24 protein-coding genes and 1 pseudogene are annotated in these 24581 nt (G+C 28.1%); 7 read left to right on the top strand and 18 right to left on the bottom strand.

Annotated elements, in window-relative coordinates; genetic code table 4:
- The first annotated feature begins 3 nt into the window (after window positions 1-3).
- Together rpmA and V3249_RS00435 are read left to right on the top strand one after the other, a co-directional pair.
- Window positions 4-258, top strand: a complete 255-nt coding sequence (gene rpmA, locus V3249_RS00440) for a 50S ribosomal protein L27 (RefSeq protein WP_010321253.1) — start codon at window positions 4-6, stop codon at window positions 256-258.
- Between the two features lie 71 nt (window positions 259-329).
- Window positions 330-662 (top strand): transposase, encoded by a 333-nt coding sequence (locus V3249_RS00435; RefSeq protein WP_337896469.1) that lies wholly within the window; start codon window positions 330-332, stop codon window positions 660-662.
- Window positions 663-685: 23 nt separating this feature from the next.
- Here V3249_RS00435 and V3249_RS00430 read toward each other — a convergent pair whose 3' ends face one another.
- From V3249_RS00430 to V3249_RS00400, 7 genes and pseudogenes are all read right to left on the bottom strand, one after another.
- Window positions 686-1486, bottom strand: a complete 801-nt coding sequence (locus tag V3249_RS00430) for an MAG4270 family putative restriction endonuclease (protein WP_341517566.1) — start codon at window positions 1484-1486, stop codon at window positions 686-688.
- Between the two features lie 38 nt (window positions 1487-1524).
- Window positions 1525-3179: pseudogene (locus V3249_RS00425) on the bottom strand (IS1634 family transposase).
- A 115-nt stretch (window positions 3180-3294) separates the two neighbouring features.
- Window positions 3295-3813, bottom strand: coding sequence for an MAG4270 family putative restriction endonuclease (locus V3249_RS00420; protein WP_425355590.1), 519 nt, complete (start codon window positions 3811-3813; stop codon window positions 3295-3297).
- A 3-nt stretch (window positions 3814-3816) separates the two neighbouring features.
- Window positions 3817-4596: a DNA (cytosine-5-)-methyltransferase gene (dcm, locus tag V3249_RS00415; protein WP_341517660.1), complete on the bottom strand. Its 780-nt coding sequence runs from the start codon at window positions 4594-4596 to the stop codon at window positions 3817-3819.
- A 2-nt stretch (window positions 4597-4598) separates the two neighbouring features.
- Window positions 4599-5027 carry a DNA (cytosine-5-)-methyltransferase N-terminal subunit gene (gene dcm_N, locus V3249_RS00410; protein ID WP_341517564.1) on the bottom strand — a complete coding sequence of 143 codons (429 nt, stop codon included), beginning with the start codon at window positions 5025-5027 and terminating at the stop codon, window positions 4599-4601.
- A gap of 836 nt (window positions 5028-5863) precedes the next feature.
- Window positions 5864-7153 carry a glucose-6-phosphate isomerase gene (locus V3249_RS00405; RefSeq protein WP_337897129.1) on the bottom strand — a complete coding sequence of 430 codons (1290 nt, stop codon included), beginning with the start codon at window positions 7151-7153 and terminating at the stop codon, window positions 5864-5866.
- The gene (locus tag V3249_RS00400; protein WP_069099184.1) at window positions 7107-7466 is read right to left on the bottom strand and encodes a hypothetical protein; all 360 of its coding nucleotides are present in this window, start codon (window positions 7464-7466) and stop codon (window positions 7107-7109) included. Before V3249_RS00400 ends, V3249_RS00405 begins: the two co-directional genes overlap by 47 nt.
- A gap of 264 nt (window positions 7467-7730) precedes the next feature.
- Here V3249_RS00400 and V3249_RS00395 point away from each other — a divergent pair, with 264 nt between their 5' ends.
- Entirely contained in the window at window positions 7731-7868 is a 138-nt protein-coding gene (locus tag V3249_RS00395) for a hypothetical protein (RefSeq protein ID WP_337896894.1), read from the top strand.
- A gap of 200 nt (window positions 7869-8068) precedes the next feature.
- On the opposite strand, the gene V3249_RS00390 is transcribed toward V3249_RS00395, so the two are convergent.
- The 7 genes from V3249_RS00390 to pyrH (V3249_RS00360) all read right to left on the bottom strand — a co-directional run bounded on the left by V3249_RS00390 (window position 8069) and on the right by pyrH (V3249_RS00360) (window position 17854).
- Window positions 8069-8617, bottom strand: a complete 549-nt coding sequence (locus V3249_RS00390) for a hypothetical protein (protein ID WP_341517563.1) — start codon at window positions 8615-8617, stop codon at window positions 8069-8071.
- A 495-nt stretch (window positions 8618-9112) separates the two neighbouring features.
- Window positions 9113-9649 carry a hypothetical protein gene (locus V3249_RS00385; protein ID WP_337905017.1) on the bottom strand — a complete coding sequence of 179 codons (537 nt, stop codon included), beginning with the start codon at window positions 9647-9649 and terminating at the stop codon, window positions 9113-9115.
- 385 nt (window positions 9650-10034) lie between these two features.
- Window positions 10035-10946, bottom strand: coding sequence for a hypothetical protein (locus V3249_RS00380; protein ID WP_337902504.1), 912 nt, complete (start codon window positions 10944-10946; stop codon window positions 10035-10037).
- A 284-nt stretch (window positions 10947-11230) separates the two neighbouring features.
- Window positions 11231-15622 (bottom strand): PolC-type DNA polymerase III, encoded by a 4392-nt coding sequence (locus V3249_RS00375; protein WP_337896884.1) that lies wholly within the window; start codon window positions 15620-15622, stop codon window positions 11231-11233.
- Window positions 15623-15654: 32 nt separating this feature from the next.
- Window positions 15655-16578, bottom strand: a complete 924-nt coding sequence (locus V3249_RS00370) for a phosphatidate cytidylyltransferase (RefSeq protein WP_337896885.1) — start codon at window positions 16576-16578, stop codon at window positions 15655-15657.
- 3 nt (window positions 16579-16581) lie between these two features.
- Window positions 16582-17142 (bottom strand): ribosome-recycling factor, encoded by a 561-nt coding sequence (locus V3249_RS00365; RefSeq protein WP_337896886.1) that lies wholly within the window; start codon window positions 17140-17142, stop codon window positions 16582-16584.
- Window position 17143: 1 nt separating this feature from the next.
- Window positions 17144-17854 (bottom strand): UMP kinase, encoded by a 711-nt coding sequence (gene pyrH / locus V3249_RS00360; protein ID WP_069099177.1) that lies wholly within the window; start codon window positions 17852-17854, stop codon window positions 17144-17146.
- Window positions 17855-17979: 125 nt separating this feature from the next.
- Between pyrH (V3249_RS00360) and V3249_RS00355 the strand changes: the two genes are divergently transcribed.
- Both V3249_RS00355 and V3249_RS00350 read left to right on the top strand, forming a co-directional pair.
- Complete coding sequence (locus tag V3249_RS00355; RefSeq protein ID WP_341517562.1) at window positions 17980-18291, top strand: hypothetical protein; 312 nt, start codon at window positions 17980-17982, stop codon at window positions 18289-18291.
- The gene (locus V3249_RS00350) at window positions 18249-18872 is read left to right on the top strand and encodes a hypothetical protein (protein WP_341517561.1); all 624 of its coding nucleotides are present in this window, start codon (window positions 18249-18251) and stop codon (window positions 18870-18872) included. The genes V3249_RS00355 and V3249_RS00350 overlap by 43 nt, the downstream gene beginning before the upstream one ends.
- 66 nt (window positions 18873-18938) lie before the next feature.
- Here V3249_RS00350 and V3249_RS00345 read toward each other — a convergent pair whose 3' ends face one another.
- The 3 genes from V3249_RS00345 to pyrH (V3249_RS00335) form a co-directional block, all read right to left on the bottom strand.
- Window positions 18939-20597 carry an IS1634 family transposase gene (locus tag V3249_RS00345; protein ID WP_252263002.1) on the bottom strand — a complete coding sequence of 553 codons (1659 nt, stop codon included), beginning with the start codon at window positions 20595-20597 and terminating at the stop codon, window positions 18939-18941.
- A gap of 86 nt (window positions 20598-20683) precedes the next feature.
- Window positions 20684-20896, bottom strand: coding sequence for a hypothetical protein (locus V3249_RS00340; RefSeq protein WP_341517560.1), 213 nt, complete (start codon window positions 20894-20896; stop codon window positions 20684-20686).
- Between the two features lies 1 nt (window position 20897).
- A complete protein-coding gene (pyrH, locus tag V3249_RS00335) occupies window positions 20898-21608 on the bottom strand; it encodes a UMP kinase (protein ID WP_069099177.1) in 711 nt (236 codons plus the stop codon).
- Window positions 21609-21733: 125 nt separating this feature from the next.
- Here pyrH (V3249_RS00335) and V3249_RS00330 point away from each other — a divergent pair, with 125 nt between their 5' ends.
- Both V3249_RS00330 and tsaB read left to right on the top strand, forming a co-directional pair.
- Window positions 21734-23116 carry a hypothetical protein gene (locus tag V3249_RS00330; protein ID WP_341517559.1) on the top strand — a complete coding sequence of 461 codons (1383 nt, stop codon included), beginning with the start codon at window positions 21734-21736 and terminating at the stop codon, window positions 23114-23116.
- A gap of 34 nt (window positions 23117-23150) precedes the next feature.
- A complete protein-coding gene (tsaB, locus tag V3249_RS00325; RefSeq protein ID WP_337896888.1) occupies window positions 23151-23678 on the top strand; it encodes a tRNA (adenosine(37)-N6)-threonylcarbamoyltransferase complex dimerization subunit type 1 TsaB in 528 nt (175 codons plus the stop codon).
- A gap of 11 nt (window positions 23679-23689) precedes the next feature.
- Here the strand turns inward: tsaB and V3249_RS00320 are convergent, their stop codons facing one another.
- Window positions 23690-24529, bottom strand: a complete 840-nt coding sequence (locus tag V3249_RS00320) for a leucine-rich repeat domain-containing protein (RefSeq protein ID WP_337896889.1) — start codon at window positions 24527-24529, stop codon at window positions 23690-23692.
- Window positions 24530-24581: the final 52 nt, after the last annotated feature.

The raw sequence follows: 24581 nt of genomic DNA, 5'->3' as shown, positions 1-24581 counted from the left end.
GAAATGGCAAAGACCAAAGCTGGTGGTTCTACCAAGAATGGCCGTGATTCGATAGGTCGTAGACTCGGTCAAAAAATCGCTGATGGACAATTTGCGCTAACTGGTTCAATAATTTACCGCCAAAGGGGAACTAAAATTTACCCTGGATTAAATGTTGGAATTGGTGGCGATGATACTTTATTTGCACTTGCTGATGGAATTGTAAAATTTCATAAAACTAGAAAGCGCAAATATGCAACAGTTATTGTTAGCGATTAAAATTTAAAAAAGCTGACACTTTGGGTGTTAGCTTTTTTAAATTTTCAAATGCAACAAAAAGGAGAATTCTAATGTCAAGACACTTTATAAAAGACGAGTTTGATATGATTTATAAAATTAACAGTGAATTTGGATTAAAACAAACAATAAATTATATAAATGATATTTCGCCAGATACAAATTTTATAACCAGAAAACATCTAGATCTAAGAACCAAAAAAAATATTTGATGCTATAATAATGGTATGCAAGATCAATTATTAAATAAAAAGGGTGCCAACAAAAAGCCGGGTAGTCGCAAACCTAAAAAACAAATTGAACCAGATTGAAACGAATTTACAATAGAAGAATTAATAGAAATAGCTAAGAGATATTACGAAATAACTAAAGATAAATCAGAATAAGGAAAACTTAGAGAACCAAAAAACTAAATATTCCCAGAATTTCTTAAATAGAGATTATCTAAAATATCATCAGTAATTTTTTCTTTTGGAAGATCGGTAATTTTTTTAGATATATGCTCGCATGTTTGTGGTGAGTTGCAACACTTAACCACCAATTTTCCATTTTTGGAATCTCATGTAAATTTATTTCTATCAAACTGACTATGTGAGTTTTTATCTAAAGCTATTAAATTATGAGCTTCTGTGATTTTTTTAACAAAGCGTTGTACTTCATGACTGGCAAGTTTATAGCTTTCCATATTTACTAGTTTTACTATTTTATCTTTAATTCTTTCAACTGGGAAAATATGTGCCCTGTCTAAATAAATTTGTTTATTCAAATCAAGAATATTAATAGAATCTATCTTAATTTTTTGAATTTTTGTTCTTTCTTTTTCTACTAAAGAATTAATTTGATCTAATGATAAGTACTTTTTAATTTCTGCTAAAATTTTCTTGCCACTTTCTTTACTGGATTTTTTGCTAGTGAGTTTTACTAATGATTGATAAACTTTATGAAGTTTTGAATTTTTAGGAGCATCTTTAAATCTATCAAAATAATTTTCACCATCTTCGAATAAATCATCATCCTTATAAATACCATAATATTCATCATATTCATCATATTCATAATTATTATTTTTAAAATCAGAATAATATGTGAAAAAGAGTGCAAAATAACTGATATTTTTATCAAAATTTTCCTCATCATCTAAAATAATAGGAGCATCCCGAGTTTCCCAGTTTGATAAGGTAATTTTAAAAAAGCATCTGGTTTTAGGCACTTTTTTAAGTTTTTCGGTAAAAGTTAATAACAATTTTATTAGTGATTTATTAAGATATCAAAGTAAAAATCATACCTATTTCAAATATTCGGATCACTAGGAACACCATCTCGATTTTTAAATGTTATTTGCTGATCTAAAGTGTTAAATTCAACCCTTTGCCTTAATTTTTGCAACATCGTTACTAAACCAACCTCAGTTAATTGATTGTTTTCAAATAACTTGTTATCACTAATATGTTTGTTGATTTTAAATATTATAGTTTTTAAAATAACTAGTGAGATAAAACACAAAAGTGTATGAGCTAGAATGTGCTCGTCAATTCTTAAAAATACGGGCCGAATATTCAACAAACCTTTTAGACTTCTAAAATTAGCTTCAATATTCCACTGTTTTTGGTATTTTTCAACTATATCTAAGACATTTAAATTCAGTATATTTGTTTCATAAACATAGTAGCCATCAAATTGTTTGTCTTTGTCAATTTTACTTTGATCTAATTCAAATTTCATGTTTGAAATTTCCTTAAAATATTTAGGTTTTTTACCAAACAATTTGTTTACTTCAATAAAACCGTCTTTATTTTGTTTTTTAATAAAACTTTCGATTTGCTCTTCACGAGCTTTTCTGTCTTTTATCGCTCTTTTTGTACTGTAAGTAATAATTCTTCTTCTAATATTTTCAGTGTATCTTTTATTTTTATAAGATGAATAAAATTCTTCTTTTTTATACTTAAAATCCGCATTTACATCAACATAATCCCTTGGATCTAGTAAATAATTTTTGAATTTTTGAGTCCCTACCTTTGCACGATATGAAATAATAAAATTATAGTTTCTTGATTCAAGAAATCGAATATTTGCAGCAGTTGACATGCCGCGATCAGCGATTATTGTCATATTTTTGATATTATATTTGGATTCAACATCTAATACAAAAGGGATTAATGTACTAGAATCGCGGTATTTCCTTTAAAAACTTTAATATGAAAAGGAATACCATTTTTATCACACGCTAAGCCAATGACAATTTGGTCTTCTTTGAATTTAGCATCTTTAGAATAGCCAGGAATTCTTAATCCATTTCTTTCAAATGTCTCAAAATAGTTGTTGATGAGTCAAAATAAAATTCACTGTCCCTTTTTCCAAGTTCGCTTGTTACCATTTTGTTGACACTATTTAAAAGTTGATTTTGTGACTCAAAGACAAGATCTAGGAGTCTATAAAAGCTATTTTTGGAAGCATTTATTTGATTTGAGTAGTCATCCTTTTTATCAAAAGCATTAATAATGCTGCCAGGATCAGTGATCCGTTTTGAAATTAAGTAGTTAAAATTTCTTTCATTTTTTATGTCTACTTTTAGGAAGTGACTCAAAAATATTGTGCTTTTCAATAAGTTTTTCAATTAATTCCCCACCAACAAAAACCGAACCTTCGATTATTGCGGAATTTTTAATAGAATCAAGTAAAATAGCCTTGACTTTATCTTTGTCATCTAAATTTGAAAACAATTTCAATTTTTCTTTGATAATTTGAACAGCATTTGGATTAATTTTTTCCAAATTCCGCTCATTTCCTAAACTAAATCAACGTTTTGGACCTTTGGAATAACCTTGTGTTCAGCCAACATATTTATATGGTTTATCTTTTGAAGATCCTCAAACACTAAATAAAAACAAATTTTGTTTTTTCATAATGTATAATTATACCATAAAATTACTTAAAATGCTACCAAATGCTACCAATAAAAATTAAGGTTTTACATTCAAAAAACACCGATTTACAGGTCTTTTTTCATATTTATATTTACTAAAAAGTGAATTTTTGCCTTCAAACTGGGAAACTCGGGAAAATAATAGGAGCATTTTTAGGTATAAATAATTCTCCACCTGGGTTGGAACCATAGATAAATTTATATAAATTTTTAATTGTGGTTAAAAAATTTGCTTCCCGTAATAGTTTATTTAAGTGTACAATTTCATCATTATTTAAGATTTGTAAATCATCTTGATTATAAATTTTAGATTTAGGTGGTCTATCTTTTTGAACAACTTTTTGCTCAAGACTATTAAAAAACTCTTCCCTTTTTTTATAATAGCAACACCTTGTTTTATTAATATCGCATTGTTCATGGGCTTCTCTATGGCTTTTAGTTACTAATTTAGACATGACACAACTATTAATTTGAATATAAAAATGATGAATTACTAAACTTTCAATATCATAAACAAAAAATATTTCCCCTTTAAATTGTGGTTTATTTTTTTTGTTTTCTGAAAAGTGTTTGCTTTTAATTTTTAATTTACTCCATCTCAAAGTTGCACTCATCTATTACTCCTTTTCTAAAAGCAAAACAATTTTTTCAAATAGTGCTTTTAGAACTTCGATAGATATTGAATTACCAGCTAAAAATATTATAGATTTTGGTTGAACTAAATTTGTTTTATAAATTTTATGAGCATCATGTGCTGTAAAACCCATATATTTAAAGGACTCGTAAAAATTTATTTCTCTTATGTAGTTTTCTTGAAACAAAAATTTAAGTCTAGAGTTAGCCCCTGATGCTGTAAGTGTTGGTCCGAAAAAGTCAGGATAATAAATATAGTTTTCAGAATTAAATTTAGTAAAATTAATAATTTCCTTTTTCTTAATTCTTGAGTTTGTTATTCTAGGGCTTGTTAGTTGATATTTAAAAATTTTGCTAGCTAGATTTTCTTCATTTGGTAGATGAGTAAAATCTAAAATCTTCTTTAAATTATTGTTATGTTTTATTGGGGTTGGTCATTCAAATTTTTTATTAGTCAACCAAGAAACCATGAAAACTCTTTGTCTATTTTGAGATGATCCAAAATCAGTAGAGTTTAAAATTTTTCATTTACTTTTGTAGCCTAAAGTTTTTAAAAAATTAATTCAATTATTAAATTCAGCACGAAATTTTTGACTAGCTAAATTTTTTACATTTTCCAACAACAAAACTTTAGGTAAATTATCTAAATTATTTTCTAAAATTCTTTTAATTTGCCAAAGTAGCCCGCTTCTTGTTGAAGGGTTAAGACCTTTTTGTAATCCTTGTGTCGATAAGTCTTGACAAGGGAAAGAATAAGTAAAAATATCTATATTTTTAGGTATTTGATTAACTTGATGAATATCTGAATATCAAGGATAATAATTATTTTTGTTGTTCTTAGAGATGAGAGAGAGAGAGAGAGAGACGGATTATTGAGCATTTTTAAAAAATAAGGATAAATTTTACGCAATTTATCTTCCTTCATTTTTTGAAAATAATTTTTAGACACTAAATTTTTGCTATCTATTGAAAGGCTTAATGAAGAAAGTTGATCAATAATTACTTCTATTGGCGTTTTTGTATCTGCTGGTAAGACTTCATAATTAATAATTTGATAAGAAATAATAGCGTGAATATATCACTCAATAATTCCTAATGATTCAACCTCAAAATTTAGAGTTTTTCCTACCAATTTGAGCGCACGCAATTGTGATCCTAGACCAGCAAAAGCTTCAAAAATAGTTATTTTTTTCATAAATAACCTTTCTTCAAAAATTACTTTATATTATAACGCGTAATAAAAACTTAAAGTAAATTCAAAGACTATAGAAATCGTAAATTTTACAAAAAGTGTATAAATTTATAGCAAATTTTTAAAAAAACCAGGCAAAAAAAGTTAACAGTAAGGTGTTGGCTTTTTTGTCGAGTTTATTTTTTAATTTTCTTTATTTTTAGAGCAAAAATCTAAAAAAATTAGTTAGATCAGCCTAAATTTTTAACTCCTAAGTTTGACAGTTTGATGGCAAAAATTCACTTTTAGTGAATGTAAATATGCAAAAATAACGGTAAATCCGTGTTTTTTGAGGCTTAAACCTTAATTTTTATAGTTTCGAAATTAACCTTTTGAAAAAAAAAAAAAAATGTTTGGTCTAAAATAAAATTATGCTATAATAATCTTCACTAAGAATAATGAATAAATTTTGATATTGAATTAAGGGGGAATCAAGGATGTTTTTGTCATAAAAAAAATCAGTCAGTGCGAATTATCCATTATATTTTTAAATATGATGGTATGCCTTAAATTTAACCGTTTAGAAATCTATAAATTTAGGGCTTTTGGTTATTGTTCTTTCAAAACTTCATATATTTTTTTAGGCTCGCAGCAAATAAAAACGAGTTTTCTATTCGCATTGAGTTTAAATAGTAGTTGTATTTTTTATGATTTTTGTTGTTTAGTCCATAAATTGATTTTGTCAGTGTTTTAAAATAGGTGATTAACTTTTGCCAAAAAAGTTAAAAAGTGCCCAAAAAAACCGGACACTTTTTTAAGATTATCACATCAAACTGGAAGTTTGGAAAAATGTTAAAAAATTACTTAGATCAGCCTAAATTTTTCACTAATTCTTTTTTGTAATCTTCAACGCCAGGTTGATCAAATGGATTAACTCCGAGCAAATAAGCCGACATTGCGCATGCTTTTTCAAAAAACATTACTAAATGACCGAATGTTTTTGGCGAGCTGTCCTCAACTTGAATTACAAAATTAGGGTTATTTCCTTGCTCTGAATGCGCTAGTGTTGTTGCTAAAAATGCTTGATAATTAATTTCATTTAAGGTTTTTCCTGAAAGTGTGTTAATTTTTGTTTCAAAAGTTGACAACTTTTTAATTTCAGTGTCAAATTTTGGTTTCTTTATATAAATAACGGTTTGAAAAAAATTTTTAGTTCCTGATTGAATAAATTGACCAAGTGAATGCAAATCTGTAGTAAAAATTGCAGAAGCTGGAAAAATTCCTTTTAAATCTTTTCCTTCAGATTCGCCGAAAAGTTGTTTTCACCACTCATTAAAATACATTAGAAATGGCTCATATGAAACTAAAATTTCAGTTTTATAGTCGTGATTTTTGTAAAGCAAAAAACGAGAAAGTGCGTATTTATAGGCTAAATTTTCTTCAACAAGCTCTTTTGAATAACTCTTGTGTGCTTGTTTTGCTCCTTCAATTACCTCAAAAACATCAATTCCAGCAAATATCATTGGAAAAAATCCAACAGATGAAAGAACGCTAAAACGGCCACCAATTGAGTCAATAACTTCAAATGTTTCAAAATTATTTGCTTTTGCTATTTCTAAAAGTTCGCCAGATTTAAAACCTGTTGTAACAAAAGTCCTATTTTTTGCTTCTTTTTCACCAACTTGATCAACTAAAAATTGATATAAAATTTGAAATGTTACTGCTGGCTCAATTGTTGATCCAGATTTGGAAATAACATTAATTGCGAATTTTTTTGTCTTTAAATATTCAAGTTTTTGGGCTAAATCTGTTGATGATAGCGAATTTCCTAAAAAAATAACCTCGGGTTTATTATCAAAAGGACCAAGACCACCTGTAAAATCAATAGCAGCTTTTGCTCCCAAATATGAACCACCAATTCCAATTACAACTAAAATATTAATAGAGTCTTCATGTAATTTTTGGATTTTTTGCTGCATTTTTTTGATTTCATCAAAATTAACAGCGGAATTAGGAAAATCATTTCACCCTAAAAAATTAATATCAGGACTAGATTTTGAATTAATTTTTTCGTGAATTTCAGCAACTTTTTGCTGAAATTCACTATAATTCAGGTTTATTTTTGACTTTATTTCTAAACTTAGACTCATAATTTATTTGCTCCTCGCACAATTTTTGTAGATTTTTAAATCCTGATTGAGTTTCTAAAAGATGTTCGGCTTCATTGTAGTAAATTACTCTACGGGTATCTAAAAGTGATGCTTTTTTGTTAAAATGAGAAATTGTCTCAATTTTTAAAATAAGTTGTTGGCCTATTTGGTAGTAATTATCAATTTTTCGACCATTTGTTAGTTGTTTTGCATCTAAAAAAACAACGCCATCATAGCCATCAGGCATTGAAACCCAAAAATATTTTTTATGTAGAGATTTGATTTTACATAGTACTTTGTCACCGATATCCATATTTTACTCGCTTTTTGTTGTTTTTGTTTAATCAAATAAATTTACTTGTATTATTTTAGAAATTTTACCAAAAACTCACAGTTATATTAATTTTTTTTAGTGCTGTATTATTTGTTTCTGTCCTGGTCTGAAAATTTTCAATTGGCAAAAAAGGCCGTAAATTACGGGATTTAATGATTTTTTCGGGCGTTGATATCGCCAATTCCATCAACTGAAATAAATTGCGGAATTAATAAATTATTTTTTTCTGGGTTTGCCAATTTGATGCAAAAATTAAGACAAAGGGTTGGATTTAACACATCAAATCAGCAAATGATATTTAAAAATCGTGGTGGTGTTTCTAGTGATCAAAATATTTGAAATAGGCATGATTTCTACTTTGATATCTTAATAAATCACTAATAAAATTTGTAATTAACTCTTAACAAAAAATTTAAAAAAGAACTGAAAATCCGAGACTTTTTTAAAATTATCTCATCAAACTGGGAAACTAGGGAAGACCCAAGACAAAATAAATTAGTAGAAAAATTAACAAAAGTGGTACAATCAAAATCATAGATAAAATTATTTGTCTGAATTTTTTCTGCTAATTTTAATAATTTTTACCCCTCAAAAAGTCAATATGTCAGCGATGTTTTTGGGAAATAAAGAACCACAGGAATAATGACATAACCTAGAAAAAGAAATAACAATGGTAGTACTCAAACAGCAACATCTTCTCGAAAAAGTTCTTTATATAGATTCACATTTAATTGGTCTCAATAATGATATCCAGCAACTAATCAAAGTGGATATCATGTAAATATAAAATGCAATGCTGTAAAAATGAAATAAAATATTAAAAAATATTTTCATTTTTTTGGATTGATTTTTGATTCTGGATTATTAGAATTATCAGAATTAAATAAAAACACTTCCAAAATTATATGAGCATAATATCTTGGTAGATAACCTTGTGCATGTCATAAAGTGTTATTTATTCATTTGATAATATTTTCGACAATTTGATCATATTGGTGTCAATTATTAATGTCAAAATAACGTGAATAAAGTTTTCTTTGACACGTAAATTTATAATATCTATCATAATCAAAGTTAGTTAAAAAACCGAATTTATTTTCTGGATTTAGTCGACCTAATTTTTGTTTCACTTTTTTTATTAAATAAAAACGGAATATTTTTTGTAAAAAACTACAAACATATGAATAAGGGAAATAAAAAATTAAATAAGTAATTATTTCAAACAGATGCAAAATAAAAAAATTGTTAAAAATTTTTAAATAAAAATGTCTTAAAAAATTTCCATTATGACTCAAACTTAACATTGAAACAATTGCGAGATAAGGAAATGGATAGCTTATTAAAAAAAACAAAATAAGCAAAAAATAATGCTTTTTTCTCTTATAAGGATTAAACAGAAAAACTAAATAGACAAAAAGGCTAAAATACAAAATATTAGACAAAAACGGGATTATTGAAAATTTTTTTGGTATTTTAAGGTTTAGAAATTTTTCAACTCTTGATCAAAAGTTCATTTTAAATTTCCTTGAATAATGTAGGATATTTTATATAAAAAGTCTAAAAACTATATTGCTTTATTTATAATTTGGCTTTTCTAAGCTGCTTAAAATTAATTAAAGTAATTTTTAACTTTCAAATAGTCGATATGTTATTCACGTCTTTGGATAATAAAAAAGTGAAGGAATAACAACATAACCCATCACAACGAACATTCCTGGCATAGCAAAAACAGCATTACTTTTAAAAAGATCTTTATAAAGATCCTCATTATTTAATTTGTCTCAGAAAAAATAACCATAAAACAGTCATATAGAGTATCATGTAAATATGAAATGTAGTGTTGTAAAAATAAAATAGATTATTAAAAAATATTTTCAGTTTTTTTTATTGATTTTTAATTCTGAATTTTCAGAATTAAACAAAAAAATTTGCAATATTATATGAGAATAATATCTGGCTACATAGCCTTGGTGTCAGTCATAATTGTTTATTGACTTAATAATATTTTCAACATTTTGATCATGTTTATATCAATTTTGCTGTTCAAAATAACGATCATAAAGTTGTCTTTGACAGGTAAATTTATAATATTTATCATAATCAAAGTTAGTTAAAAAATCAAATTTATTTTCTGGATTTAGTCGTCCTAATTTTTGTTTCACTTTTTTTGTTAAATAAAAACGGAATACTTTTTGTAAAAAACTACAAACATATGAATAAGGGAAATAAAAAATTAAGTAAGTAATTGTTTCAAACAAATGCATTAAAAAATAATTATTAAAAATTTTTAAATAAAAAAATCTTAAAAAATCACCATTATGACTTAAACTCAGTACTAAAACAAGCACAAAAAAAGGAAACGGGTAGCTTATTAAGTAAATTAAAACAAGAAAGAAATAATGTCTTTTTTGTTTGTTAGGGTTGAAACGAAAAACTAAATAATAAAATAGTCAAAAATACACAAGATTAGACAAAAACGGAATTATTGAAAATTTTTTTGGTATTTTAAGATTTAGAAATTTTTCAACTCTTGACCAAAAGTTCATTTTATTGATTACCTAAGGAAATAATTGTTTGAAAAACATCTATTGCAGATAATATAATTATAATTTGGGGACTTACCCATTTTACACTATTTAGAGTAGCGGCTGCCGCTACTTGCACACCTCTTAATTTGTTTATTTGCTTTCCTATTTCTTTAAACGACAATGCAAGCCCAACATACGATAATCCTCTGGAACCAAGCCTGAGTCCATATTGATAGTCTGTTTCTTTAATAGCATCTCAATTTTTGTCATACACAAGAGAATTATAAGTATTTTTGTATTCAACTGAAAGCATTGTTGAGGCAGTGCCAGCCGCCGCACTAGCTAATGCTGATCACCACATTCAAATAACTCCATAAGCCACTGCAAGACCGTAATTTATAGCGGCAAATGCGGCATTGGAAACGTGTTGATTCCAAAGTTTATTCGCAAATTCTTTCATTTTTAAATTAGGAACGCTCTTAGAAGAAAAGGATTGAGGCTTAATAAATAATTCTTGATTTTGAATTTTGTTATTTTTTGAATTTTTTGAAGCAAATATTTTTTCTATATTATCGGCGGTAACACCTTTTTTTAGTAATTTTTCTTTAGCTATTTTTTCAAAGTTTAAATTTGGGTTTTCTGCAACTTCATCAATATAATCTTGAAAATCTTTTTCAAATTTTGAAAAATCCTTAATCTGTGCTTCGGTATTTTCGTTAGTAGAAGAAAAGGACTCGGCATTTTTTTGTTTTAAAGCTGAAATTACTTTCAGAGATTCGGATTTTAATGTTTTAGAGAAGGTTGTCTCAGATATATTTTTATGATTTTTAACAGTTTTTTCATTAATACTTAATATTAAAAAAGGTAAAGTAACAGCTGTCGCAAAAGTTGTTATTCCAAAAATGATTTTAAATTTGGATAATTTAAGCATTTAAAGCCTCCTTAAATTTATCATTAGATATAAAAGTAGCTAATTATATTATACTATATTATATTATATTAAGAAGCCATGATCAACTCGATGTTACTTGCAAACTTTTCATCATCTACTTTGATTTTTTCCATTAAATTATTACTTAAAGTTGTTTTTTCCTCGGAGGTGTAAAGTATAATTTTTATTTTATATTAGAAATTTTTTTCAATAAAATTTGGGATTATTTAAAGATTTGACTTTACATAAAACTTTGTCACCAATATCCATAATTTTACTCCTTTTTAGTCAAATAAATTTACTTGTGTTGTCTTAGAAATTTTATCAAAAACTCCCAGTTGTATTAATTTTTTTAGCGCAGTATTATTTGTATCTGTTCGGGCCTGAAAATCTTCAATTGACGAAAAAGGCCGTAAATTACGGGCTTGAATGATTTTTCGTGCATTAATATCACCAATTCCATCAACTGAAATAAATGGTGGAATTAATGAATTATTTTCTTTATTAACAATTCAATTTTGAGCATCTGACATTAAAAGATTAACATTTTCAATTTCAAATCCTCGCAGTTTTAGTTCAAGACTGATTTCTAAAAATGGAATTAAATCCTTTTCTTTTGGGGTTAAACCTTGGCCTGATCCATTTAGATTTGTTTGCTTTTGTTGTAGTGTCAGAATTTTAGCCTCAATTTTATCTGCCGGTTGAATTAATGTATCAATATCTTTAACATCAGGTCTGATTGAAAAATATGATGAATAAAATGCAAGTGGGTGATATAGTTTAAAATATGCGATTTTTCAAGCTTTCATTGCATAAGCAACCGCATGGGCTTTTGGAAACATATAGCCAATTTTTTGCAATGAGTCAATATACCAAGTTGGAACTTTTTTTTCGGTTAAAATATCAATTTCGCCTTGTGTAAGTCCTTTTCCTTTTCGAACTTTTTCCATAATATTAAAAGCGTCATGATGATCTAGTTTCATTCTTAAAAGATAAATCATAATATCATCACGACAGGAAATTACCTCGTTAATTGCGTGGTTTTTTTTGGAAATTAACACTTCAGCATTATTTTGCCAAACTCCACCTCCGTGGGCCAGACCACAAACTGCGACAATATCAGCAAAAGATTTTACTTTTGCAACTTGAAGCATTCTTCTAACAAAAGGAGTCCCAAATTCTGGAATTCCAATTGTCCCTGTCTGTTCGTCAAGCATTTGACCTGGTTGAAGGCCTAATTCTTTTGCTGAGGTAAAAAGTGATAAGATTTTATGGTCACTTTTTGGAATTTGATCTGATTTTACTCCAGTAATTTCCTCTAAATGAAGCAAAATTGTTGGATCATCATGGCCTAAAATATCTAGTTTTAAAAGGTTATCATGAAGCGCATTATAATCAAAATGTGTTGTTTTTCAGTCAGATTTTTCATTATTTGCCGGAAAATTAATAGGAGTAAAATCTTCTATTTCACGGTTTTGGGGGATAACTATAATTCCACCAGCGTGTTTTCCTGATGTTCGTTTTACACCTTGAGCTTTTGTGGCTAAAAAATCGAGAAATGTGTTTGTAAAATATGAAACTTCACGGTTTAGATCAAATTTTGAATCATACATTGCCTTAAATTCGCCAAGTTTTCTTCCCAGACCAAAAACAGTTTTTTCGGCATTTGTCAAAATAGTTCCGGCACGAAATGTTTTATCTTTTCCAAAAAGATCACGAACAAAATCGTGCATTTTAAGTTGCGTCTCACCTGAAAAATTTAGATCAATGTCAGGAACTTTTTCGGCATTAAATCCTAAAAAAGTCTCAAAAGGGATGTTATGACCGTCTTTATCCATAAGTTGGCCACAATTTTGACACTCTTTGTCTAGCAAATCATATCCTGATAAAAAGTCTTGTGAGTCAAAAAATTCCACTTTAGAACAATTTTGGCACAAATAATGCGGTAAAAGTGGGTTTACATCTGTGATTCCGGTCAAATATGCAACTATAGAAGAACCTACCGATCCACGAGAATCAACGATTGCACCTTGAGATTTGGCTTCATCGACTATTCGCTTTGAAATTCAATAAACAACATGAAAACCGTGCTGAATGATTGGAATAAGTTCCTTTTCTATTCTAGTTTTGATAATTTCTGGCAACGGATTTCCGTATTTTTTATATGCATTTTTGTAAACAGTTTCTTTTAAATTAATTTCAGAATTATCAAATTCTGGCGGGTGAAGGCCGGGTTTGATAATTTCAATGCTATCTGAAATTGAATTAGCAATTAAATTAGAATTTTTTACCACAAATTCATCCACTAATTCAGGATTTTGTAAAAATTCAAACTGTTGTTTTAACTCATCAGTTGTAAAAAAATGCTTATCGGGAAAAATATGGCTGTTTTTAGGGTCTTTTCGTTCTTTTTCTTGATGATCAAACAAATGATGGTTTACTCCGCCGACACCTTTTGCATAAATATAAAGTTCATGAAAAATTTTTTCACGAGACTGGCAATAACGAACATCACCAATTGCAACAGCTGGAATTTTTAATTTTTTTGCCAAATTCAGCAGGTTTTTTATCAAATCTTCAATCTGATTTTGTGTAAAAATTTCTCGTTTTACTAAATGAACAAACGCAGTTGGGGGTGGAACTTCGATAAAATCAAATATTTTTTCAAATTTTTCAACACTGTCAGGCCCAAAATAAAGTAAATTCTGGATCAAAAGCGAATCGATTCCTCCTGAACCCACCAATAAATCAGGGTCTTTTTCCATTTTGTCATAAAAAATTAGCGGACGGGAAATTAAATTTTCTGTATTTGCTAGCGACACTAATTTATAAAGTTTTTTTAGACCAATTTGATTTTTAGCTAATATTGTCAACTGTTTTGGGAAAATTTTTTCTGGCCGAAGATCAAAAATTGAATCTTTTATTGATGAAAGTTGTTCTAAATCTTGAATATTTTGGTTTTGCAATGTATTAAGAAAATTTCGCCAAACATTGGATAAAATTTGGGCGTCATAATCTGCCCGGTGAGCTACCTCATCATCATAATAAATTTCAAATCTTTTTGCAACATTTTTAAGACTATGACTTTTTTCCGAAGGATTCAAAAAACGACTTACTTCGAGTGTATCAATAATCGGAGTTTCTATTGATTTTTGTGCATGTTTTTTAAAAAATTGATTTAAAAAATTAAAGTCAAAATTTGCATTATGGGCCACTAGAACCGAATTTTTGATAATTTTTTCTATTTTCTCAACAGCATCACCTGGCAAAATCGCAAATTCATCAATCATTTCCTGGGTAATTCCAGTAATTTTTGTGATTAAATGTGGTATTTTTTGTGATGGTTTAATAAAAAACTGATGTTTTTCAATTTCAATTCCATCTTGAAAAACAAGCGCTCCAAATTCAATAATTTCATTATAATACGATGAAAGTCCGGTTGTTTCTAAGTCGAAAATGACAAATCTTGCTGAATTTAGCGGTTGATTTTTACCATTAAAATTCAAAACTTTTTCAATTTTTGATGAATATGTTGAAAAAGTTGAGCCGTAAATAGGCTTAATATTTGTAGATTTAATAGCAGCATAAAATTCAGGAAAAGCTTGGACCGAATCTAAATCAGCTATTCCAATTGCCGAATATTCATTTTTTAATGCATGACGAACGTATGCGCTTGCACTTGAGATTCCGTCCATAGTTGATTTTCAAGTTCTAGCGGCAATTTCGACCCTTTTTTCATTAGCTCTGTCAATATTCTGCTCAGGAAAAAATTCAGATGTTTCTATTTTAGTAATGTCGCACAAAGTTAGATCAATATTTGACTTATATCGCGAAGTTGTGTCCTTGATTTCAGACCGAATTTTTACCAAATCTCCAACTTTTAGGTCAACATTTTGATTTGCTCGCAAAAATTTATCAACAACAACTGCTTCTGTGTATTCATAGTCATTTACATAAATTTTTAAAATTTGACCACCGTTTTTTGATTTTATTGTCGAAATTTTATAAATTTCACCGTGAAATTCAACATTAGAATTCTTATGTGATCGAATAAACTTTAAATTAATAAGCTCAAAATTTCTGCATTTTTTCGAGGTTTTTTTCTTGGTAACAGAAGCTTGAGATGTTGAAGGATCCAAAACACTTTCTATGGCTAAATTTAATTGTTTTTGAGGAGGTAATTGCCTGTTTTCAAGTATAAATTCTAGATCTAAATGAATTAGACCAATTATTTTTATTATTTTCAGCAATTTATTTTCGTACTCTTTAAAAAAATCATAGCTTTCTGAGTCTGAAAAAAAAATTTTAAATTTAGCAGCACCTGCTCTTACGATTTCTTTTTCTGTAAAAAAATTCTTAAATTTTGAAATCGTTTCCATTAAACCGTTTAGATATTCTAATAATTCATTATCATCAAAATAATTCTGTTCAATTTCATAACTAAAATTAATTTTGCAACTGAAAATTGAGGCTTTTTTATTGATTGTTACAATTAATTTAATAAATGAATATAAGTCAAAAAATTTTGGTAGGGTAGTTTTTTTAAATATTGCAGAAAATTCATTTGAAGCATTATCATTGTCTGAATTTTCGTTTTGAATTATTCGAACATCATCTCAATCTGGCGGTATTTGCCAATTAACTCACTCACAAAATTTTTTGAATCCTACATTCATAGCCACCCTCATTCTTTTTAAACAAGAAAAAATTAAATTATTAGAATAATTGTAAAAAATGATAAAAAAACAAAACTAATAGAGTCAAGGCGGTCAAAAATTCCACCGTGACCCTTAATAATTTGTGAAAAATCCTTTATATTTAAATATCTTTTTATAACAGAAAAAAATATGTCCCCAAAAATAGCTACAAGTGGCAGAAAAATTATTGCCAAAATTTTAAACAGTAGTCAGTTATCCAAATTAATTCCGAAATTTAGATTTAAAAAAATTAATAAAGTAAAAATTAAGGAAAAAATGAAGGAAAAAATGAAGCCTTCCATTGATTTTTTGGGAGAAAAATCAAACTTTCAAGGAAATATTTTTCTTCCAAAAAGTGAACCAAAAATGTAACCAGAAATGTCGGAAATTACGGCAATTAAAGCCAAGGAAATAACTAAATACACATTAAATGTGTTTAATAATCACAAAAATTTAAAAAATAATGTAACTATAAAAATAATTATAAATTTAAGTAAAATATCAGAAAAAAAACGAGAATTAGTTTTTTGTTTAGAATCCATAAATCTAATAACTATTAAAAAAGGCAGGGTAAAAAAAATATGATAATCTAAAACTTGTTCTCTTGCAAAAAATTCTATTGAACTTCAACTAAACTCGACGTCTTTAGAAAAATAGATCTGATTTAAATTAAAATTTGAAGGTAATAAAAACAGTAAAAAACCTAATGATGCAGATATTGCAGCAAAAATTTTTTTGGATTGAAAGTGAAAAAAAATTTCGTATAAACTATAAAATAAAATAAACGCTAAAACACCAAAAGAAATTATTCGTCCCCAAAAATGTCAATAATAACCTACAAATAAAATTGGAGCAATTATTGCGATAATAAAAACTGAGGATAAAAAGCGATATAAAAATTCCTTAGATGTAAAATTTGGGAAAAATGCCCGCATTTTTTAAAGAGTTTGAATTTCTTTTACTTTTTTTTCGTAAATTTCATCAATTTTTTCTATTTGTGAATTGATTATTTTTTGAACCTGGTTGAGATAGTCTTTTTCTTGATCCTCGGAAAGCTCTTCTTTTTTTATTAATTTATTAACATCTTGGCGAATTAGACGTATTTTAACTTTGGCTTCTTCGTGGATTTTTTTTAATAAATGAACGCTTTCCTGGCGTTTTTGCTGTGTTGGCTCAGGAAAAATTATACGGACTTGGTTAGCTTCTTTTTGAACTTGAGCATCAATTTTTGATGCAACTATTGCGGTTGCAATTTCTTTTACAAGTGACATTTCATACGGTCTTACTAAAAGTTGTAAGGGTACAGGAGTTGAAATTGATGCAATTTCATTAATTGGGGTTAATGTCCCGTAAAAACTAACTTTAATATGGGAAATTAATTGGGGATTTGGTGCGCCAACGCTTACTTTTTGGAAACTTTTTCCCAAATAGGAATAAACGTCTTGCGCTTTTTGTTCTAGAATTTCTTTATAAAAATTGAATTCAATTTCAGATTTCATTTTAATAAACCTCCGTATGTTTGATTTGACCTTTTATTAATTTTACAATACTGTTTTCTTCTTTAATGTCGAAAATTAATAATCTAATCTTGTTATCGCGCGCCATCGAAAAGGCTGTTGAATCCATTACTTTTAGATTTTTTTCAATAACTTGATCATAAGTAATTTTATCATATCTAATCGCATTTGGATTAATTTTAGGATCAGAATCGAAAACCCCGTTTACATTATTTTTACCAACTAGAATTAAATTTGCATCCATTTCAGAGGCAAAAAGGGTAGCGGCGCTGTCTGTTGTAAAAAATGGACGACCAGTTCCACCGACAAGAATTAAAACATGACCGTCTGAGAGATATTTAATAGCTTTTTCTCGAACAAAATACTCACAAATTCGAGGATCTAGGCTCATCGAAGACAAAACGCGAGTTTTAATTTGCAAATCGCGAAAAACTGAATCAAGGGCCAGTCCATTCATTACCGTCCCAAGCATGCCAATATAATCGGCAGTATTTCGATTTATTCCGTTTTTTGCAGCGGAAGTTCCACGCCAAAAATTTCCACCGCCAATCACAATTAAAATTTTATAACCTAATGCTTGAATTTCTTTAAGTTGATGGCCAATTCGACCGACAAGTTCATAATCAATTGCGAGTGATTTTTGTTTGTTAGCTAGACTTTCACCCGAAAGTTTAATTAGAATAGTTGACTTCATGTTATCTCAAAAAATTTTATTTAATTATACTTTATTTTAATCGATTATTTACAAAAAAGGAAAAATTTAGGAAAAAAGTGTCGATTTTACTTTTTTTAGTCAAAAAGTAGCCTGATTATTTAATTATGTGTGAAGAAAAAGAAGAGGTGATCATGATGAAAATTAAGGGAATTTTTAAGCGACTTATTTTGCCAAGTTTAACAGTATTAAGTCCTTTTTTGCTTTTTAGCCAAAAATCTGGTGATTTTCACCAGTATCAAAACTCAAGTTTTGATTTTAAAGAGCTTGCCTCAAACTTAAATTTTGATGCAAATTTAAATAAAGTAAATAGAAATGTTAAAGTTGGAGTTTTTATTGAAGAAAACGGGGGGAAAATAACAATGATTTTAACAACTTGCAAGCAATTTTTCAGTTTTTTGCCCCTAATTCAAATTTAATTATTTATCGTTTTAAAACAGGTGAGCAATGAAATAAAGGCCTTTCACATTTTGAAACTGTGGGTGTTGAGATGGTTTTGCACTTGTATAAAGAAAAAAGAACTTTTTTAAATGAATATTTTTCAAACGGGAGAGACTTATTAAAATTAGGAGATTTTCTTGATTATTGAAGTGGTAAAACTGGAATAATAAATTTTTTTGACGGAAGCAGAACTCTAGGTGATGAAATTAATAGTAATTTCAGCTTTTTTGCAAAACAGGACGACAGATTCAAGAAAGATTCGCGACTTTTTAATTATGTCAAAAATTTTGGCAACAGTACCGGAATAGTAAAATCAAATCACTTTATACTTCCAGAATTAAAGTTTGCCTATCAATTAAATATTCGTGATTCAAACATAAAATTTTACTCAGCTTTCCTAATTTCGGCTATTTTTAGCGCACTTTCATCAAGTTTTGACTCTTATGAAAGTTTAAAAGAAAGGAATCTAAAAATAATTTCGGCTTTATCATTAACGGGTCAACCCTCAGAAAATAGCAATTTAGGATTTAATCCCGAGTTTCCCAGTTTGATAAGGTAATTTTAAAAAAGCATCTGGTTTTAGGCACTTTTTTAAGTTTTTCGGTAAAAGTTAATAACAATTTTATTAGTGATTTATTAAGATATCAAAGTAAAAATCATACCTATTTCAAATATTCGGATCACTAGGAACACCATCTCGATTTTTAAATGTTATTTGCTGATCTAAAGTGTTAAATTCAACCCTTTGCCTTAATTTTTGCAACATCGTTACTAAACCAACCTCAGTTAATTGATTGTTTTCAAATAACTTGTTATCACTAATATGTTTGTTGATTTTAAATATTATAGTTTTTAAAATAACTAGTGAGATAAAACACAAAAGTGTATGAGCTAGAATGTGCTCGTCAATTCTTAAAAATACGGGCCGAATATTCAACAAACCTTTTAGACTTCTAAAATTAGCTTCAATATTCCACTGTTTTTGGTATTTTTCAACTATATCTAAGACATTTAAATTCAGTATATTTGTTTCATAAACATAGTAGCCATCAAATTGTTTGTCTTTGTCAATTTTACTTTGATCTAATTCAAATTTCATGTTTGAAATTTCCTTAAAATATTTAGGTTTTTTACCAAACAATTTGTTTACTTCAATAAAACCGTCTTTATTTTGTTTTTTAATAAAACTTTCGATTTGCTCTTCACGAGCTTTTCTGTCTTTTATCGCTCTTTTTGTACTGTAAGTAATAATTCTTCTTCTAATATTTTCAGTGTATCTTTTATTTTTATAAGATGAATAAAATTCTTCTTTTTTATACTTAAAATCCGCATTTACATCAACATAATCCCTTGGATCTAGTAAATAATTTTTGAATTTTTGAGTCCCTACCTTTGCACGATATGAAATAATAAAATTATAGTTTCTTGATTCAAGAAATCGAATATTTGCAGCAGTTGACATGCCGCGATCAGCGATTATTGTCATATTTTTGATATTATATTTGGATTCAACATCTAATACAAAAGGGATTAATGTACTAGAATCGCCGGTATTTCCTTTAAAAACTTTAATATGAAAAGGAATACCATTTTTATCACACGCTAAGCCAATGACAATTTGGTCTTCTTTGAATTTAGCATCTTTAGAATAGCCAGGAATTCTTAATCCATTTCTTTCAAATGTCTCAAAATAGATTGTTGATGAGTCAAAATAAAATTCACTGTCCCTTTTTCCAAGTTCGCTTGTTACCATTTTGTTGACACTATTTAAAAGTTGATTTTGTGACTCAAAGACAAGATCTAGGAGTCTATAAAAGCTATTTTTGGAAGCATTTATTTGATTTGAGTAGTCATCCTTTTTATCAAAAGCATTAATAATGCTGCCAGGATCAGTGATCCGTTTTGAAATTAAGTAGTTAAAAATTTCTTTCATATTTTTATGTCTACTTTTAGGAAGTGACTCAAAAATATTGTGCTTTTCAATAAGTTTTTCAATTAATTCCCCACCAACAAAAACCGAACCTTCGATTATTGCGGAATTTTTAATAGAATCAAGTAAAATAGCCTTGACTTTATCTTTGTCATCTAAATTTGAAAACAATTTCAATTTTTCTTTGATAATTTGAACAGCATTTGGATTAATTTTTTCCAAATTCCGCTCATTTCCTAAACTAAATCAACGTTTTGGACCTTTGGAATAACCTTGTGTTCAGCCAACATATTTATATGGTTTATCTTTTGAAGATCCTCAAACACTAAATAAAAACAAATTTTGTTTTTTCATAATGTATAATTATACCATAAAATTACTTAAAATGCTACCAAATGCTACCAATAAAAATTAAGGTTTTACATTCAAAAAACACCGATTTACAGGTCTTTTTTCATATTTATATTTACTAAAAAGTGAATTTTTGCCTTCAAACTGGGAAACTCGGGACTAACTTTAATATGGGAAATTAATTGGGGATTTGGTGCGCCAACGCTTACTTTTTGGAAACTTTTTCCCAAATAGGAATAAACGTCTTGCGCTTTTTGTTCTAGAATTTCTTTATAAAAATTGAATTCAATTTCAGATTTCATTTTAATAAACCTCCGTATGTTTGATTTGACCTTTTATTAATTTTACAATACTGTTTTCTTCTTTAATGTCGAAAATTAATAATCTAATCTTGTTATCGCGCGCCATCGAAAAGGCTGTTGAATCCATTACTTTTAGATTTTTTTCAATAACTTGATCATAAGTAATTTTATCATATCTAATCGCATTTGGATTAATTTTAGGATCAGAATCGAAAACCCCGTTTACATTATTTTTACCAACTAGAATTAAATTTGCATCCATTTCAGAGGCAAAAAGGGTAGCGGCGCTGTCTGTTGTAAAAAATGGACGACCAGTTCCACCGACAAGAATTAAAACATGACCGTCTGAGAGATATTTAATAGCTTTTTCTCGAACAAAATACTCACAAATTCGAGGATCTAGGCTCATCGAAGACAAAACGCGAGTTTTAATTTGCAAATCGCGAAAAACTGAATCAAGGGCCAGTCCATTCATTACCGTCCCAAGCATGCCAATATAATCGGCAGTATTTCGATTTATTCCGTTTTTTGCAGCGGAAGTTCCACGCCAAAAATTTCCACCGCCAATCACAATTAAAATTTTATAACCTAATGCTTGAATTTCTTTAAGTTGATGGCCAATTCGACCGACAAGTTCATAATCAATTGCGAGTGATTTTTGTTTGTTAGCTAGACTTTCACCCGAAAGTTTAATTAGAATAGTTGACTTCATGTTATCTCAAAAAATTTTATTTAATTATACTTTATTTTAATCGATTATTTACAAAAAAGGAAAAATTTAGGAAAAAAGTGTCGATTTTACTTTTTTTAGTCAAAAAGTAGCCTGATTATTTAATTATGTGTGAAGAAAAAGAAGAGGTGATCATGATGAAAATTAAGGGAATTTTTAAGCGACTTATTTTGCCAAGTTTAACAGTATTAAGTCCTTTTTTGCTTTTTAGCCAAAAATCTGGTGATTTTCACCAGTATCAAAACTCAAGTTTTGATTTTAAAGAGCTTGCCTCAAACTTAAATTTTGATGCAAATTTAAATAAAGTAAATAGAAATGTTAAAGTTGGAGTTTTTATTGAAGAAAACGGGGGGGAAAATAACAATGATTTTAACAACTTGCAAGCAATTTTTCAGTTTTTTGCCCCTAATTCAAATTTAATTATTTATCGTTTTAAAACAGGTGAGCAATGAAATAAAGGCCTTTCACATTTTGAAACTGTGGGTGTTGAGATGGTTTTGCACTTGTATAAAGAAAAAAGAACTTTTTTAAATGAATATTTTTCAAACGGGAGAGACTTATTAAAATTAGGAGATTTTCTTGATTATTGAAGTGGTAAAACTGGAATAATAAATTTTTTTGACGGAAGCAGAACTCTAGGTGATGAAATTAATAGTAATTTCAGCTTTTTTGCAAAACAGGACGACAGATTCAAGAAAGATTCGCGACTTTTTAATTATGTCAAAAATTTTGGCAACAGTACCGGAATAGTAAAATCAAATCACTTTATACTTCCAGAATTAAAGTTTGCCTATCAATTAAATATTCGTGATTCAAACATAAAATTTTACTCAGCTTTCCTAATTTCGGCTATTTTTAGCGCACTTTCATCAAGTTTTGACTCTTATGAAAGTTTAAAAGAAAGGAATCTAAAAATAATTTCGGCTTTATCATTAACGGGTCAACCCTCAGAAAATAGCAATTTAGGATTTAATGGTGCTCATTCAAGTGAAGGTTTTGGATTTATAAATTACAAAGATGCCTATTTTACTCTAGAACAAAGTAATTATTTATACAATAATTATGATGGAAATGAGTATGTAAGTGAGCCTTTTGAACTTCTAAAAGGTCAAAAATTTTCAGCACTTGTTTTTAATGATAGATTTTCTGAAAAAGAAGTGGTGGGAGAATACTTATCGGGATTTAAAGGTTTTTTTTATAATTTTGGTAAAACACTCCGTGATGGAGTGAGTAATTTGATTTATGGTCAGCCAAATTATAAAACAAATGATTTTGATATTTCAATCGAAATTTTTCATGGAAGTTGACAAAAAATTATTGAGGCAAACTCAGATATAAGCCCGTTTGACAAAATTAGCTTTAAAGCTTTTGAAGACGCCCAATACCGAATTAGAGTTTCTAATGTAAATTTTCAACCTGATAAGCCAAAAAAATACTTTTTGACATGAAGAAGATATCCTGCAGAATTTCGTTCTAATGTTTATAGTTAAAAACAAAATTTTGTATTAAAATATATTTTTAATTATGAAATTTCTTATTGATAGTGTAAGCAAAGACTTAGTTTTAGCAATTTTTGACAAAAATTTCGACCTTGTTGATTCTAATATAGTTGAAATTAAAAATAAAGCTGATTTGCTTCCTGAATTAGTTCGCAATATTTTGTCAAAAAATAATCTAAAAATTACAGATTTTAATGATTTTTACATTAATTTAGGCCCAGGAACATTCACAGGATGCAGGGTTGGACTGACATTTTTTAGAACTCTTGCACAATTAGGCAATATAAATCTCTGAACTTGCTCAACCTTTAATCTTTTATCATTTGAAAAAAAGGAAAAAAGGCAATATTTTATTAGTTATAGTAAAAATTCACAGTTTAGCGCCTTTGCTCATGACGGCCAATTAATCTCTAAAATTTCAGATATTAAGTCTAAAAATGGGCCAGATGATCAAGTTGATTATCAGTTAATTTTAAATAATTTTGATAAAGCCCAAAAATTATTTAAAAAAGAGGAAAACTTAGTTAATGTTTTCCCGTTATATAACAATTAGTTTAAAAAAAATTAATTAAATGGTGACTTAAGAGAGCTTAATTCAGGAAGGTTCTCGAAATTTTCGTTAGCTTTTATAACGTTATCTTTAAAAGCTGATGTTCCAATTGTAACTGGTTTTGCACTTTTGTTGAATTTTACGGTTTCAATTTTATTAGATTCAAAAGCGCTAGTGAAAATCTCGATTAATTTAATATTTTGACTAAAATCAAGATTTTTAATTTTATTATCAAAAAAAGCGCCAGTTTGAATAATCTCTAAATTCTTTGAGTTAGAAAAATCAACCTGTTCTAGGTTATTTTTAGCAAAAGCTTGCTTACCAATCGAAACCAAAGATGAAGGTAAAACTAATTTTGTAATGTTATTTCCTTGAAAAGCAAAATCGCCAATTTTTTTCAAATTTGTAGCCTTTGAAAAATCAAGTTCCTGAATTTTTTCTTTATCAGTCAAATTTGCGCTATCGGCATAAAATGCATAATCTTCTATTTCAGTTAGTGTTTCTGGAAAAATTATTTTTGACAAAAAATAAAAATTTACCTTAGTTTCTTGTGGTTTTTGGCTATTTTCACTATTATTTTGATTAGTTTTATCCTGATTTTGAAGAGTGGTTTTTTGATAAATCCGTGATTTTAGACTAAAAAATGCAGATTTGTCAATTTTTGTTAGCCCAGAATCTGACAGGTCAAGCACAAAAGAATTTGTTGACTCATCAATTTTTACATATTTAGAATCAGTTTTATCTATCGAAGAAAGAAGTTGTTCTGCCTGAGATGGGCTTTGGCCGCATGCAGAAAGTGCAATCACTGGTGATAACAGCGCTAATGTTTTTAATATTTTCTTAAACTTGAACATAAAGTAAATTTTACAATAATAATTAGTAAAAATATTAAATTAGAAACTTTTA

Origin of the sequence: Mesomycoplasma ovipneumoniae (assembly GCF_038095995.1) — a bacterium.
Classification (GTDB): Bacteria; Bacillota_I; Bacilli_A; order Mycoplasmatales; family Metamycoplasmataceae; genus Mesomycoplasma; species Mesomycoplasma ovipneumoniae_F.
The sequence above is the reverse complement of the archived record's forward strand: the minus strand, read 5'-3'. Positions and strand labels throughout refer to the sequence as shown.